The sequence below is a fragment of the Sphingomonas sp. 67-41 genome (assembly GCF_001899725.1).
Lineage (GTDB): Bacteria > Pseudomonadota > Alphaproteobacteria > Sphingomonadales > Sphingomonadaceae > Sphingomonas > Sphingomonas leidyi.
In genome coordinates, this window is the sequence record NZ_MKWJ01000013.1 from 16,572 (window position 1) to 29,217 (window position 12,646).

General features: G+C 69.0%; 15 protein-coding genes. 2 read left to right on the forward strand and 13 right to left on the reverse strand.

Annotated features, from left to right (window positions below; all coding sequences use genetic code 11):
* Positions 1-41 precede the first annotated feature (41 nt).
* Positions 42-1,916, forward strand: coding sequence for a M1 family metallopeptidase (locus BGP17_RS07090; protein ID WP_286711489.1), 1,875 nt, complete (start codon positions 42-44; stop codon positions 1,914-1,916).
* 152 nt (positions 1,917-2,068) lie between these two features.
* Here the strand turns inward: BGP17_RS07090 and BGP17_RS07095 are convergent, their stop codons facing one another.
* The 11 genes from BGP17_RS07095 to radA all read right to left on the reverse strand — a co-directional run bounded on the left by BGP17_RS07095 (position 2,069) and on the right by radA (position 10,034).
* A complete protein-coding gene (locus BGP17_RS07095) occupies positions 2,069-2,647 on the reverse strand; it encodes a class I SAM-dependent methyltransferase (protein WP_286711490.1) in 579 nt (192 codons plus the stop codon).
* Between the two features lie 55 nt (positions 2,648-2,702).
* On the reverse strand, positions 2,703-3,344 hold the full coding sequence (locus BGP17_RS07100; RefSeq protein WP_286711491.1) for an energy transducer TonB: 642 nt from the start codon (positions 3,342-3,344) through the stop codon (positions 2,703-2,705).
* On the reverse strand, positions 3,344-3,679 hold the full coding sequence (locus BGP17_RS07105) for a DUF423 domain-containing protein (RefSeq protein ID WP_286711492.1): 336 nt from the start codon (positions 3,677-3,679) through the stop codon (positions 3,344-3,346). The genes BGP17_RS07100 and BGP17_RS07105 overlap by 1 nt, the downstream gene beginning before the upstream one ends.
* A complete protein-coding gene (locus tag BGP17_RS07110; protein ID WP_286711493.1) occupies positions 3,676-3,948 on the reverse strand; it encodes a diacylglycerol kinase in 273 nt (90 codons plus the stop codon). Before BGP17_RS07110 ends, BGP17_RS07105 begins: the two co-directional genes overlap by 4 nt.
* Positions 3,949-4,048: 100 nt before the next feature.
* On the reverse strand, positions 4,049-5,833 hold the full coding sequence (locus BGP17_RS07115) for a monovalent cation:proton antiporter-2 (CPA2) family protein (protein ID WP_167298216.1): 1,785 nt from the start codon (positions 5,831-5,833) through the stop codon (positions 4,049-4,051).
* The gene (locus BGP17_RS07120; protein ID WP_286711494.1) at positions 5,833-6,258 is read right to left on the reverse strand and encodes an iron-sulfur cluster assembly scaffold protein; all 426 of its coding nucleotides are present in this window, start codon (positions 6,256-6,258) and stop codon (positions 5,833-5,835) included. The genes BGP17_RS07115 and BGP17_RS07120 overlap by 1 nt, the downstream gene beginning before the upstream one ends.
* A 65-nt stretch (positions 6,259-6,323) precedes the next feature.
* The gene (locus BGP17_RS07125; protein WP_286711495.1) at positions 6,324-6,800 is read right to left on the reverse strand and encodes a hypothetical protein; all 477 of its coding nucleotides are present in this window, start codon (positions 6,798-6,800) and stop codon (positions 6,324-6,326) included.
* Complete coding sequence (locus BGP17_RS07130; protein WP_286711496.1) at positions 6,797-7,357, reverse strand: CvpA family protein; 561 nt, start codon at positions 7,355-7,357, stop codon at positions 6,797-6,799. The genes BGP17_RS07125 and BGP17_RS07130 overlap by 4 nt, the downstream gene beginning before the upstream one ends.
* Positions 7,358-7,420: 63 nt before the next feature.
* On the reverse strand, positions 7,421-7,984 hold the full coding sequence (locus BGP17_RS07135) for a lipocalin family protein (protein WP_286711497.1): 564 nt from the start codon (positions 7,982-7,984) through the stop codon (positions 7,421-7,423).
* A 41-nt stretch (positions 7,985-8,025) separates the two neighbouring features.
* The gene (locus BGP17_RS07140) at positions 8,026-8,577 is read right to left on the reverse strand and encodes a hypothetical protein (RefSeq protein WP_286711498.1); all 552 of its coding nucleotides are present in this window, start codon (positions 8,575-8,577) and stop codon (positions 8,026-8,028) included.
* A gap of 86 nt (positions 8,578-8,663) precedes the next feature.
* The gene (radA, locus tag BGP17_RS07145) at positions 8,664-10,034 is read right to left on the reverse strand and encodes a DNA repair protein RadA (RefSeq protein ID WP_286711499.1); all 1,371 of its coding nucleotides are present in this window, start codon (positions 10,032-10,034) and stop codon (positions 8,664-8,666) included.
* Between the two features lie 179 nt (positions 10,035-10,213).
* On the opposite strand from radA, the gene BGP17_RS07150 reads away from it, so the two are divergent.
* Positions 10,214-11,365 carry a glycosyltransferase family 4 protein gene (locus BGP17_RS07150; RefSeq protein ID WP_167298210.1) on the forward strand — a complete coding sequence of 384 codons (1,152 nt, stop codon included), beginning with the start codon at positions 10,214-10,216 and terminating at the stop codon, positions 11,363-11,365.
* Positions 11,366-11,410: 45 nt separating this feature from the next.
* Here the strand turns inward: BGP17_RS07150 and BGP17_RS07155 are convergent, their stop codons facing one another.
* Both BGP17_RS07155 and BGP17_RS07160 read right to left on the reverse strand, forming a co-directional pair.
* Positions 11,411-11,728 (reverse strand): DUF2218 domain-containing protein, encoded by a 318-nt coding sequence (locus BGP17_RS07155; RefSeq protein WP_380926292.1) that lies wholly within the window; start codon positions 11,726-11,728, stop codon positions 11,411-11,413.
* A 77-nt stretch (positions 11,729-11,805) separates the two neighbouring features.
* The gene (locus BGP17_RS07160) at positions 11,806-12,402 is read right to left on the reverse strand and encodes a PadR family transcriptional regulator (RefSeq protein ID WP_243857109.1); all 597 of its coding nucleotides are present in this window, start codon (positions 12,400-12,402) and stop codon (positions 11,806-11,808) included.
* Positions 12,403-12,646 lie beyond the last annotated feature (244 nt).

Genomic DNA, 12,646 nt, shown 5'->3' on the forward strand with positions numbered 1-12,646 from the left:
CGTCGGTTGCCGTTCGTCCCCGATCCGCCTAGCACATCGGCATGCGCATCCTCCCCGCTCTCGCCGCCGCGATCGTGATCGCCGCGCCCGCCGCCGCCCAGACCGGCAAGCCCGCCCCGATCCTGACCACGCCCGAAGCGAAGGACGCGTGGACCCATGCCGTGCCCGAAGTGGCGCGAGTCACGCATGTCGATCTGAACCTCGACGTCGATTTCGCCGGCAAGACGCTGTCCGGCGTCGCGACGCTCGACGTGCTCGCCGCTGCGGGCGCGAAGGAGGTCGTGCTGGACGTCGACGACCTCGACGTGATCTCGGTCACCTGCCCCAAGGGCAAGCCGCTCCCCTTCGCGATCGGCCCGCGCGACAAGGAACTGGGCTCGGCGCTCACGGTGCAGCTCGAGGGCAACAAGCAGATCCTGATCCGCTACAAGACGCGGCCGGGCGCATCGGCGCTCCAGTGGCTCGCACCAGAGCTCACCGCCGGGAAGCGCAAGCCCTATCTGTTCAGCCAGGGCCAGCCGATCAACAACCGCAGCTGGATTCCCACCCAGGACAGCCCGGGCATCCGCCAGACCTGGTCGGCCACGCTCACCGTGCCCGCCGGCCTCGTCGCGGTGATGAGCGGCGACCGGCTCGACGGCGAGAAGGGCCAGGCCGCGCCGGACGGCAGGCGCAGGTTCCGCTTCCGGATGGACAAGCCGGTGCCGCCCTATCTCGTCGCGATGGCCGTGGGCGACCTCGCCTTCAAGGCGACCGGCAAGCGATCGGGCGTGTGGACCGAGCCTTCGATGCTCGATGCCGCAGCGCATGAGGTCGGCGATGTCGAGAAGATGATCGACGCGGCACAGGCACTTTACGGCCCCTATCGCTGGGGCCGCTACGACATGCTCGTGCTGCCGCCCAGCTTCCCCTATGGCGGCATGGAGAACCCCACCCTCACCTTCCTGACGCCGACGATCATCACCGGCGACCGCTCGAACACCGACGTCGTCGCGCACGAACTGGCGCACAGCTGGTCGGGCAATCTCGTCACCAACGCGACCTGGTCGGACAGCTGGCTCAACGAAGGCTTCACCACCTATTTCGAGAATCGGATCATGGAGGCGGTCTATGGCAAGGAGCGCGCCGCCATGTACGCCGATCTCGACTGGGACGGGCTGCAGCGCGACATCCGCGATGCCGGCGGCGGCGACGCGGCCACCACGCGCCTCCACGGCGATCCGGGCGCGACCTTCGGCCAGCTCGACTATTTCAAGGGCTCCACCTTCCTGCGCACGATCGAGGCAGCGGTGGGCCGGGCGAAATGGGACGCCTATCTGCGCGCCTATTTCGATCGCCACGCCTTCCAGCCGCAGACCACCACCGGCTTCCTGGCGGACCTGCGCGCCAACCTGATCAGGGGCGACAAGGCGCTCGAGGCGAAGCTGGAGCTCGATCGCTGGGCCTATCGCCCGGGGCTGCCCGACAATGCCGTGCACGTGACTTCGGCAACGCTTGCCGCCGTCGACGCGAAGCTCGCGGCGTTCAACGCCGGCGGCCCGGCGAGCGCGGTGCAGCCGGCCGGCTGGGCGACCCAGCAATGGCTGCGCTTCCTGAACGGCCTCCCGCGCCAGCAGCCGCCCGCGCGCCTTGCGGAACTCGATGGGGCGCTCGGCCTCTCCACCTCGAACAATGCCTATGTCCGGTCGGCCTGGGCCGAACTGGCCATTGCCAATCGCTACGAGCCGGCACTCCCCGGGATCGAGGAATTCGTGAAGCGGGTCGGCCGTGGCCTGCTGATCTACCCGATCTACAAGGACCTGATGGCCCAGGGCGACTGGGGCAAGCCGATCGCTCTGCGCTTCTACGAAGGTGCCAAGGCAGGCTATCACCCGAATGCGGCAGCGGGCGTGGCGAAGATCGTCGGGGCGGAATAGCCTCCGCCATTATCCTGATGCAAACCCGTTGCCCCGGCCTGTCACCCTGGCCGTGCCGGGGTCGACGGTGCCGCGCCCACTGACTTGCCGCGCCTTGTCCAAAGCCCGCCTTCCGGCGGATCCCCGCGCAAGGCCGGGAGGACGGTCGAGCGTCAGTCGAACGCGAACACCTCGGTGGTCCGCATCGCGCCGCTATCCGTCTCGGCGAATCGATATTCCGCCAGTGCCCGCAGCCGTTCCAGCGGCAACGGCGCGCGGCGGGGATCGCCGACCAGCACCTCCGCCCCAGCCGCCCGGCAGCGGGCAAGGAAGGGCTCCACCCGCGACGCCGGCTCGGGATCGTAGAACACGTCCCCGGCCAGCACGATATCCACCTCCGGCGCCGCCCCCCCGGTCAGATCGGCGTGCACCGTCTCGACTGCCATGCCGTTCGCCGCCGCATTCAGCGCCGCGGCCGCCAGCGCATAGGGGTCGATGTCCACCGCCAGCACCTTCGCCGCCCCGGCCTTCGCCGCCGCGATCGCCACCAGCCCCGAGCCGCAGCCCAGGTCGAGCACCCGCCGCCCGGCCACGACCTCCGGCCGGTCGAGCACGAACCGCGCCAGCGCCAGCCCGCCCAGCCAGTAATAAGCCCAATAAGGCGAGCCGAAGTCCCGATCCGCCGCCGCCAGCCGGCCAAGCCCGCTGGCGGGCACCGCCTTGTGCAGCGCGATCCCTGCAATGCCCGGCACCGGCAGCACGGGGAGGCGTGCCCGGATGAAATCGCTCGGGTTCAGGCGGGTCTTCCTATTCGCCAGTGTCGGGCGCCGGACAGCGTGCGGTCTCGCACCAGCGCCAGTCGAGATTGAACCAGCCGCGGGTCGGGCGTGGCTTGCCGTCGGGATCGAGCGCGGGAAGAAAGATCGCGCGCTCCACGAACAGCGGGCACATGTTGCCGGCCAGGGCCTGGGTGGTGTTGGTGCTCTCGATCCGGCAATTCTGCGGCCGGCCCTGCGCCGTGATGTCATAGGCGATGCGCACCTTGCCGGTGTTCACCTGCCTCCAGGCGATCGGCGGATAGTCCGAATAGCGGATCCAGCCGGCCCGCCCAATCGGCACGGCACCGCCGAACTGCCGGTTGGAGGTCCCCAGCTTCCAGCGCACGATCACCGAATAGTCGGCCGGCACTGCCTGGCCCTTCTCGACTCGCGGCGGAAAGATGTCGCGCGCCGCGACAAGCTCGCAGCTGGCTCGCTTCAGCGGCGCCATCGCTCCGCCGCCCGGCGCGCTGCATCGGAGCGCGCCATCGGCCGAGACGCTCAGCTTCACCGCCACATCGCCTTCGAGCTTCTGTGCCAGTGCGTCGGCGGGATAGAGATCCGCGCCCGCATCGATCACCAGCGGCCCGGGATCGGCCGCGCCCAGCGCCAGGATCAGCAGCAATGCCATCAGCGTGCCCTCCACGCGCCCGCGGCCAGGCAGAGCCACCCCGCGATCAGCGCCGCGCCGCCGAGCGGCGTCACCGCGCCCAGCCAGCGCGGACCGCCCAGCGCCATCAGGTAGAGCGTCCCCGCGAACACCGCGCCGCCGATCACGAACAGCCAGGGCGAGATCCGCGCGCCCATCCGCACCGCGACCAGCGCCGCCACTGCGTGGACCAGCTGGTAATGCCCGCCGGTCTTGAGCCATTCCGCCGCCTCGCCGCTCGCGCCGTGCGCGCCGAACGCCCCTGCCGCCACCGCCGCCGCGCCCGAAAGCGCCGCCAGCACCGTCACGATCCTCACAGCCCGATCTCCTCCAGGAAATGCGGCCCGCTCGCCGCCACCATCGCCACCGCCACGGCGAGCGCCGCGGCGCTCATCACCAGCACCGCGCCCGCCAGCATGTCCTTCGCGGCCTTGATCGACGGATGGATGCCGGGATGCAGCAGGTCGATCACCGCTTCCATCGCCGAATTGACCAGCTCCAATGCCAGCACGATCGCGCAGCAGACCGCGACCAGCGCCCACCAGACGGGCGCCGGCCTAAGCAGGAGCAGCGCGAGCAGGGCCATCCCGCGAGGCGCGCCTGGCTGCGAAAGCTCGCCTCGCGCGCCCAGCCGGCGCGGATGCCGGCCAGCGCGAACCCCATCCGCGCGCGGAAGGGCCGCCCCTTCATCCCGAGGACTCGAGGTCGATCTCGATCGCGGCCGCCCTGCTCGCATGGGTGACCATGCCGTCGATTCCGGCCCGCAGATCGCCGGTCTCGCGCTGCACGTCCAGCCGGGCATTGTCGCGGCGGCGATATTCCGCCTCGGTCCTGTCGATCTCCATCTGGTCGACGCCCACCGCCTGCATCGCCTGGCGCGCCATCATCACGGCGCTCTCGAGCACTTCGCGCACCACGCCGCCCACCGGCGCGCCCTTCATCTTGATCACGCTGCGCCGGTCATAGGCCCGTACGAACACCGTCGCCCTGGGGAAGGCGTAATGGACCGCTTCGAGGAACTCGGTGTCGATCTTGTCGCCATCGTTGCAGAACAGCACCAGCTCCGCCTCGGCCGCGCCCGCCTGGCGCAACATGTCGATGCGCAGGCCGTCGCCATAATAGACCTTCATGCCGAAATCATTTGCGGTCTGGATCATCTCTACATCGGTGTCGATGATGGTGACGGGGATGTCCTGCGAGAGCAACATCTGCGCCACCGTCTGGCCAAAACGGCCATAGCCCACCACCACGGCATTGGCGCCCTCGTGCTGCGGCCCCTCGACGCCTTCCACGCTCGGCGCGGGCTCGGTCCGCAGCCGCTTGGTCGCCATCATCAGGAACGGCGTGGTCGCCATCGACAGGGTCACGATCGCGCCGAAGATGCTCGCCGCCTGCCCCTCGATCAGCATCGCCGACTGGGCCTGGGCGAACAGGACGAAGCCGAACTCGCCGCCCTGGCTGAGCAGGACGCCCAATGCGAAGGCCTGGCGCCGCGGCATGCCGAACGCCATGCCCAGCCCCATGATGATCGCGGCCTTGGCGGCAATCAGCGCCAGTGCCATGCCGACGACGAAGAACGGCCGCTCGGCGATCGCGTGGAGGTTCAGCGTCATGCCCACGGCGAGGAAGAACAGCCCGAGCAGGATCGAGCGGAACGGCTCGACATCCGCCTCCAGCTCGTGGCGATAGGGCGAATCGGCCAGCATCACGCCCGCGATGAATGCGCCCAGCGCCGCGGAAAGCCCCAGCGCCTCCATGATCGCCGCGGCCGCAATCACCGTGAACAGCCCGGCGAAGATGAACATCTCGCGCTCGCCGAGATTGCCGATCAGCCGGAACAGCGGGCGCAACAGATAGCGGCCGGCCAGGATCAGGCCGATGATCGCCAGCACGGTATAGACGCCGAGCAGCCAGCCGGGGGTGCTGCTCTGATGTTGCGGGTTGCGCGAGAGCGCCGCCACGATGGTGATCAGCGGGACGATCGAGAGGTCCTGGAACAGCAGGATCGCGAAGGCGCGCTCGCCGAGCGGGGTGCGCAGGCGCCCCGCCGATTGCAGCATCGGCAGCACCTGCGCGGTCGAGGACAGCGCCAGCGGCAGGCCGAGCGCGAGCGCCGCGCCGATCGAACTGCCCGTAGCCAGCCACACCATGCCCGCGATCACCAGGCCGCAGATCACCACCTGCAGCAGGCCGAGCCCGAAGATGTCGCGCCGCATCCGCCACAATCGCGAGGGGCTGAGCTCCAGGCCGACCAGGAAGAGCAGCAGCGCGATGCCCAGTTCGGCGATGCCCATCTTGCTCTCGGCATCGCCGACCAGCCCGAGCACCTGCGGCCCGACGATCGCACCGGCGACCAGATAGCCCAGCGTGGCGCCAAGCCCGAACCGGCGGAACACCAGCACGAAGACCAGCGCGAAACCGAGCAGCGGCACATATTCGCCGAGCAGCGAAGCCTCGTTGGCGTGCTCCATCAGCCGCGCGCCCGCCGGGCGGCCTCGGCCGCCGCCTCGAAAGCGAGCAGGATTGCCGGATGGCGCCCGCGATGCTCCAGTGCCGGCGCGAACAGGTCGAGCCCCGGCCAGTCGGGCGGCGTGGCGCGTGCGCCGGACAGCCAGCCGGCAAGATCGTCGCGCGCGGCTTCGAGCTCCTGCGGCGAACGGCCGACGGCATGCGCCTCCATCAGCGCCGCCGATGCCTGGCCGAGCGCGCAGGCACGCACTACCATGCCGATCGCGGCAATCCGCCCGTCCTCGTCCAGGTTCACATCGACAGTGACGCGGCTCCCGCAGGCCGGGGAGCGTTTCTCGGACGACGCCATCGCGCCTTCCAGCCGCGCCTCGAACGGCACGGAAGCCGCTAGGCGCAATATCTCGGTGTTGTAGAGCGGCGCGTTCATCTCGTTCCGACTTAGGGGAGAGGCGCGCGAAGTGCGACCCCCCTGATGCATGGAATTCGCCCCGTTCACATGTCGAATTCGAAGAACCAGACCGTGGCCAGCCCCTTCTCCGCCCGCAGCACCAGCGCTCCGCCGCGCGCCTCCTGCGTCTCGATCTTCGCGCCCTCGGCATCGGCCGGCAGATGGGCCGGCCACCACGGCACGGGCGGCGACAAGGGGCCGCCTGCGCTCCCGTCGAATGGATCGCGTCCCGGCCGCAGCGTTCCTCCACCCAGCACCGTGGCGGCAAACCGCCGGGCTTCCGCCTCGGGCAGCTCGAACCGCATCCAGTGCCGGCAATCGACGCCGCATTGCTCGTAGTAATGAAGGTGCCGGGCGTCCGCCGGCAGCGTGCCGGGGCCGGTGAAGCGGATACGCGCGCGATCCGCATCGGCCACTTCGTCGGCCGGCGGAGTCTTGATGCACGCCCGGCAGAAATCGAGCGGCGATTCGCAGCCAGCGAGCGCCAGCAGCGCCAGCGCCGCGGCCGCCCGCCGGCTCATTGCGCGTTGCCGGCGGCTCCGGTGCCGTTGTCGACCTCATCCCCGAACACCGGCTCGCCCTTGCGGCGGCGATCGACGAAATCGGCGATGCTGGCGCTGGTGGCGTTGAGCAGCGGATAGGTGGTCGATTTCGTGATCCATTGCGGCCGATTGGCCGGGCCGCCGCTCACCGTGTCGAACAGCAGCACGATCAGCAGGAAGCCGATGCTGACCAGGATCAGGCCCTTGAGCGCGCCGAAACCCAGGCCCAGGGCACGGTCGATCGGGCCAAGGAAGCTCTCGCGGGTTCGCGAGCCGATCGCGCGGGCGAGCAGCCGTCCGCCGAAATAGGTGACGCCGGTCAAGATCACGAAGGCGAGCACCGCCCCGCCCTGCTCGGTGCCGACCACCCCGGCCAGCGCCGCGGCGAGCGGCGTGTGGAACAGCTTGAGCGCGAGCACGATCAGCAGCCACGCGACCAGCGCCAGCACTTCGGTGACGAAGCCGCGCAGGAAGCCCAGCACGGCGGCGCCGCCGATCGCGAGCAGCACGATGATGTCGAGCCCGGTCAAAGTCATTGGAACACGTCCCTCCCCGGGGACGGCCTATAGCGGAGGATGGATGGGAAACGGGAGAGGAAATCAGCCCTGCCGGGTGATCCGCAGCGCCCAGCGGTCATAGCCGAGCTCCTCGACGCGCTTCATGATCGCCTGCGCCAGCGCCGAGGAGGGCACCGCCTCGCGGCACAGCACCCATAGATAGCGCCCGCTCGGTTCGCCGACGATCGACCATGCATACTCCTCGTCATGATCGAGGATCCAATAGTCGCCGGTGTAGAGCGGACCGAAGAACGAGACCTTCAGCTTGGCGTTGGTCGCCTCGTCGGCGACGACGGCCTTGCCCTCGGAGACGCTGCGATCGCCGTCCGGCCAGCCCTGGGTGCCGCTGTTGGTCACGCTGATCTTGCCGTCCTCGAGCAGCGCATATTCGGCGGTCACGGCGTCCAGGCCCTTCTCGAAGCGGTTCTCGTGCCGCGCCAGCTCGTACCATTTGCCGAGATAGCGCGTGAGATCGACCGGCCGCGCCGGCTCGGGCACCTTCTTGTTGATCACCGGCGGGCGGGTCGCGCGCGAATAGAGGAAGAGGCCGCCGATCGCGGCGACCGCGACTCCCGAGGCGATGGAAATGGCAGTGCTTCGCTTCATTCCGTCAATGTGGGGCGTAAGGCGCGGAAAGGATAGCCCTCTCAATGATAGGGCGTGCAGCTCCGCTCCCTCTGGTTCCACGGCGGGATGATCCGCACCCGGCGCTTGCCGTAATAGCTGAGGTCCATCGACACGCGCACCGGCACGCCCTTGCGGGTGTAGATGTCCTGGTCACCCCATCGCTCGTTGCCGGTCTCGCAATGCATCCAGCCCCGCCGCTGCAGTGCCTCGACCAGCTTGTAGATCTCCTTCTGGTCCCCGTTCCGCCACAGGGTCAGGTGGTCGAAGCCGCCGCGCCCGTCGCTGCCGATCAGGTCGATGGCCGCGTCATAGGGGCCTTCGCCGACCACCATCAGCCCCGCGCGGCGGCAGCGCGCGCGGAACGCGTCGATCTTGACGCATTCGGTGAAGCCGGCGCGCCGCGCATCCGCCGCACTGCCGCTCACCGGCAAGCCTTCGAACGCAAGCGATGGCGGCGGGGTGCGGGCGGGCTCGGCGCCTGCCCACAGGATCGCCCCCATCAGCGCCACGGCGCAGGATGTCGGCACCAGCATCCCGGGGCGCGCCCATTCGCCGGCCAATTCTCGCAACATCGATCGCCCCGCCAATCTGCTTGCGATACGATATTCTATAGCCCGGCAAGCGATTGCAACCCCTTGGCAATTGACGGAGCCGCGCCCTAACGCCCCAGCAGATGATCGACGAACTGGCCGAGCGACTTGAACCCCGCCAGTTGCAGCCCTCCCTTGTCCTTCGCCTGCACGGCGGGGGCGAGCGCGCGGCCGAAGCCCAGCTTCGCCGCCTCGCGGCAGCGCAGCGCGCCATGTGCGACGGGGCGCACTTCGCCCGACAGCGCGATCTCGCCGAACACCACGGCGTCCGCCGCGATCGGCCGTTCGGCCAGCGCCGAGACGAGCGCCGCCGCCACCGCCAGATCCGCCGCCGGATCCTGCACCCGATAGCCGCCGGCGATGTTGAGATAGACTTCGCAGGTCGAGAAGCTGAGTCCGCAGCGCGCCTCCAGCACCGCGAGGATCATCGCCAGCCGCCCGCTGTCCCAGCCGACCACCGCGCGCCGCGGCGTCGCGCCGCTCGCCAGCCGCACGGTGAGCGCCTGCACTTCGATCAGCACCGGCCGGGTTCCCTCCAGCGCGGGGAACACCACCGTGCCGGTCACATTCTCGTCGCGCGACGTGAGGAACAGCGACGAGGGATTGGAGACTTCCTCCAGCCCCTCGGTCTGCATCGCGAATACGCCGATCTCGTCGGTGCCGCCGAAGCGGTTCTTCACCGCGCGCAGGATGCGGTACTGGTGGCTGCGCTCGCCCTCGAACGCCAGCACCGTGTCGACCATGTGCTCGAGCACGCGCGGGCCGGCGATGCTGCCGTCCTTGGTGACATGGCCGACCAGCACCAGCGCGGTGCCGCGCTCCTTGGCGAAGCGGATCAGTTCGCCCGAGGCGGCACGCACCTGGCTCACCGTTCCCGGTGCGCCTTCGATCAGGTCCGAATGCATCGTCTGGATCGAATCGATGATCAGCAGCGCGGGCGGCGCGCCCTCGCCCAGCGTGGTCAGGATGTCGCGCACCGAAGTCGCCGCGGCGAGCATCACCGGCGCCTTGCCCAGGCCCAGCCGCCGCGCGCGCAGCCGCACCTGGTCCGCCGCTTCCTCTCCCGAGACATAGGCGACGGAGAGCCCCCGCGAAGCGATCTTGGCCGCCGCCTGGAGCAGCAGCGTCGACTTGCCGATGCCGGGATCGCCGCCGATCAACGTGGCGGAGCCCTCGACGAAGCCGCCGCCCAGCGCGCGGTCGAACTCGGCGATGCCGGTCGAGGTGCGCTCGGGCAGCGCGATATCGGTGTTGAGCCCGGTCAGCTGGATCGCCCGCCCGCCGGACTGGAGGTTGTGGCGGGCCTGGAACGGCGTCACCACCGCCCCGGCATCCTCCACCATCTGGTTCCACTCGCCGCAATCGCCGCATTGCCCGGCCCATTGCGAGGAGACCGAGCCGCAGGCCTGGCAGACATAACGCTTCTTGAGTTTCGCCATGCCCGCGAGACTAGCGAGAGAACAAGATAGGAACAAGCCTGGAAACGCCCGTTCGCCGGGCGACGGGGGCGGGGCCGGGACCCTGCACGCGATACCGACGGTTTCTCCACCCCTCCTCCACAAAGGAGAACTATGCGCCAAGGTTGCCCCCCGGGCCCGCGGGCGGTATCGCGCGCGCCATGAAGCCTACCGACCTCCGCGTCGCGCTGTTCAGCGGCAACTATAACTACGTCCGCGACGGTGCGAACCAGGCGCTCAACCTGCTCGTCGGCTATCTGCTCGATCAGGGCGTGAAGGTCCGCGTCTATTCGCCGACCACCGACACGCCCGCCTTCCCGCCGACGGGCGATCTGGTGAGCGTGCCCGCGCTGCCCGTGCCGGGCGGGCGCGACGAGTACAAGTTCGCCAAGGGCATCAAGGCGGTGCTGCCCGACCTGGAGGCCTTCGCCCCCAATCTCGTCCATGTCTCCGCGCCCGAGATACTCGGCCACCGCGCAGTCACCTGGGCGCGCCGGAACAACATCGCTTCGGTCGCCTCGGTCCATACCCGGTTCGAGACCTATCCAGCTTATTATCATATCGGCTTCGTCACGCCGCTGCTGATCTGGACGCTCACGCGCTTCTACAACCGGTTCGACACCGTGATGCCCACGGGGCGCGGCATGGAGGAGCTGCTGCGCAGCTGGGGCGTCGAGCGGCCGATGCAGATCTGGTCGCGCGGCGTGAATCACGATCGCTTCAATCCGGGCCGGCGCAGCCTCGAATGGCGGCGCGCCCTCGGCATCGCGGATGACGAAGTCGCCGTGAGCTTCCTCGGCCGGCTGGTGCTGGAAAAGGGGCTCGACATCTTCGCCGAAGTGGTCGGCGAGTTGCAGCGGCGCGGCGTGAAGCATCGCGTGCTGGTGATCGGCAAGGGCCCCGCGCAGCAATGGTTCGCCGATCGCGTGCCCGACGCGGTGTTCGCCGGCTTCCAGGCGGGCGACGATCTGGGGCGTGCGGTCGCTTCGATGGACGTCTTCTTCAACCCCTCCCTCACCGAGAGCTTCGGCAACGTCACGCTGGAGGCAATGGCCGCCGGCGTGGCCGTGGTCGCCGCCAATGCGGTCGGTCCGGTCGGCATGGTGGAGGAGAATGTGAGCGGCCTGCTGGTCGATCCCGGCAAGGGCGCGGTGGGCCGCTATGCCGATGCGATCCAGCATTATTGCGAGAACCATGCCGCGCGGAAAGCCGCGGGCGCGGCCGGGCATGCGATCGCCGAGACCTATCAATGGGACGCGATCAACCAGAAGGTGCTCGACGCCTATCTCGAGGCGATCGCGCGGCGGGGGTGAGAAAATGCGGGGACGCGGAAGCGATGCGAGTCCCCGCCTCAGGCGTCACTTCCACGCATATCGCAGCCCGTCCTCGCGAAAGGCGAACCGGTCGAGATGGCGCTCCACCGCCCCCTTCAGCCCCTCGAGCTGCTCAGGCGAGCTGGCGTCGATGCGGATGTCGAGCCCGGTCTCGGCGACGTTGAAGGTCACCACCGCGTCGCCGGGATGGTCCGCGCCGCGCGCATCCTTCGGGAAGATCACCGTGCCGTTCTCCGGCGTGAACTCCACCTGAAGGCTGTGCTCCCAATGCTTGCACAGCTGCTGCAGATAGCGGCTGGCATGTGCGGTGGGGGCCAGCGTCTCGGCCGAAAACAGAGTCATGGTCATGCGCTTCGTCTCCATCGGCGGCGGCACGATCCCGAGCCGCCGCCTCAGCATTTCAATCCGCGGCACCGGGCTCAGAGCCGCTCGATCTTCCGCGCCGCCTCGTCGAGGATCTCCGCGACACCGTGCAGCATGTCGGCATCGACGCTTTCACCCGCAAGACGTTCCTGCAGCACGGCACGCAGATTGCCCATCGCGCGGCGGATCGGGCCGCCATGGGATCGCTCGCGCAGCCCCGCCAGTTGCTGGAGCCGCTCGAACAGCGCCGCCACTTCCTCGGTCCGCTCGGCGAGATGCGCCGTGCCCGCCTCGGTGATCGCGAACTGCTTCTTGGCGCCTTCGCTCTTGCTCTCCTCGATCAGGCCCATGTCGTCGAGCATGGTGAGGGTCGGATAGACCACGCCCGGGCTGGGGGCATAGGCGCCGCCCGAACGCTCCTCGATCTCGCGGATCAGGTCATAGCCATGGCGCGGCTGTTCCTCGATCAGCTTGAGGAGGATGAGGCGCAGCTCGGTGCCGTCGAACATGCGGCGTCGACCGCCCCGTTCCCCACGCTCGCCAAAGCCGCCGCGCCCCATGCCCCATCCGATGATGAAGTCCGGCGCGCCGCCGCCAAAGCCGCCGCGGCGGCCGAAATGCATGCCGCGATGGCCGCAATGATGATGTCGCATAATATCTCCTGTACGACTCGTGATTGCTCTAAGATATATCTTAAATCACTCTTTACAAGCCTCGACGTTGACAATCCTGCTTGTTCCCGTATTGTTCCACAATGCCTGCCAACCTTTCCTTCCCCGCGGCCGCCCTGCGCGGGAAGACAGGGAAGCGCCGAGCCGCGCGCGATGATGTCGGGGCTTTCGTGACTTTCCGGCGCCGATATCCGCAGTGGGAAAACGGGCCCGCCGGGCTTATCTG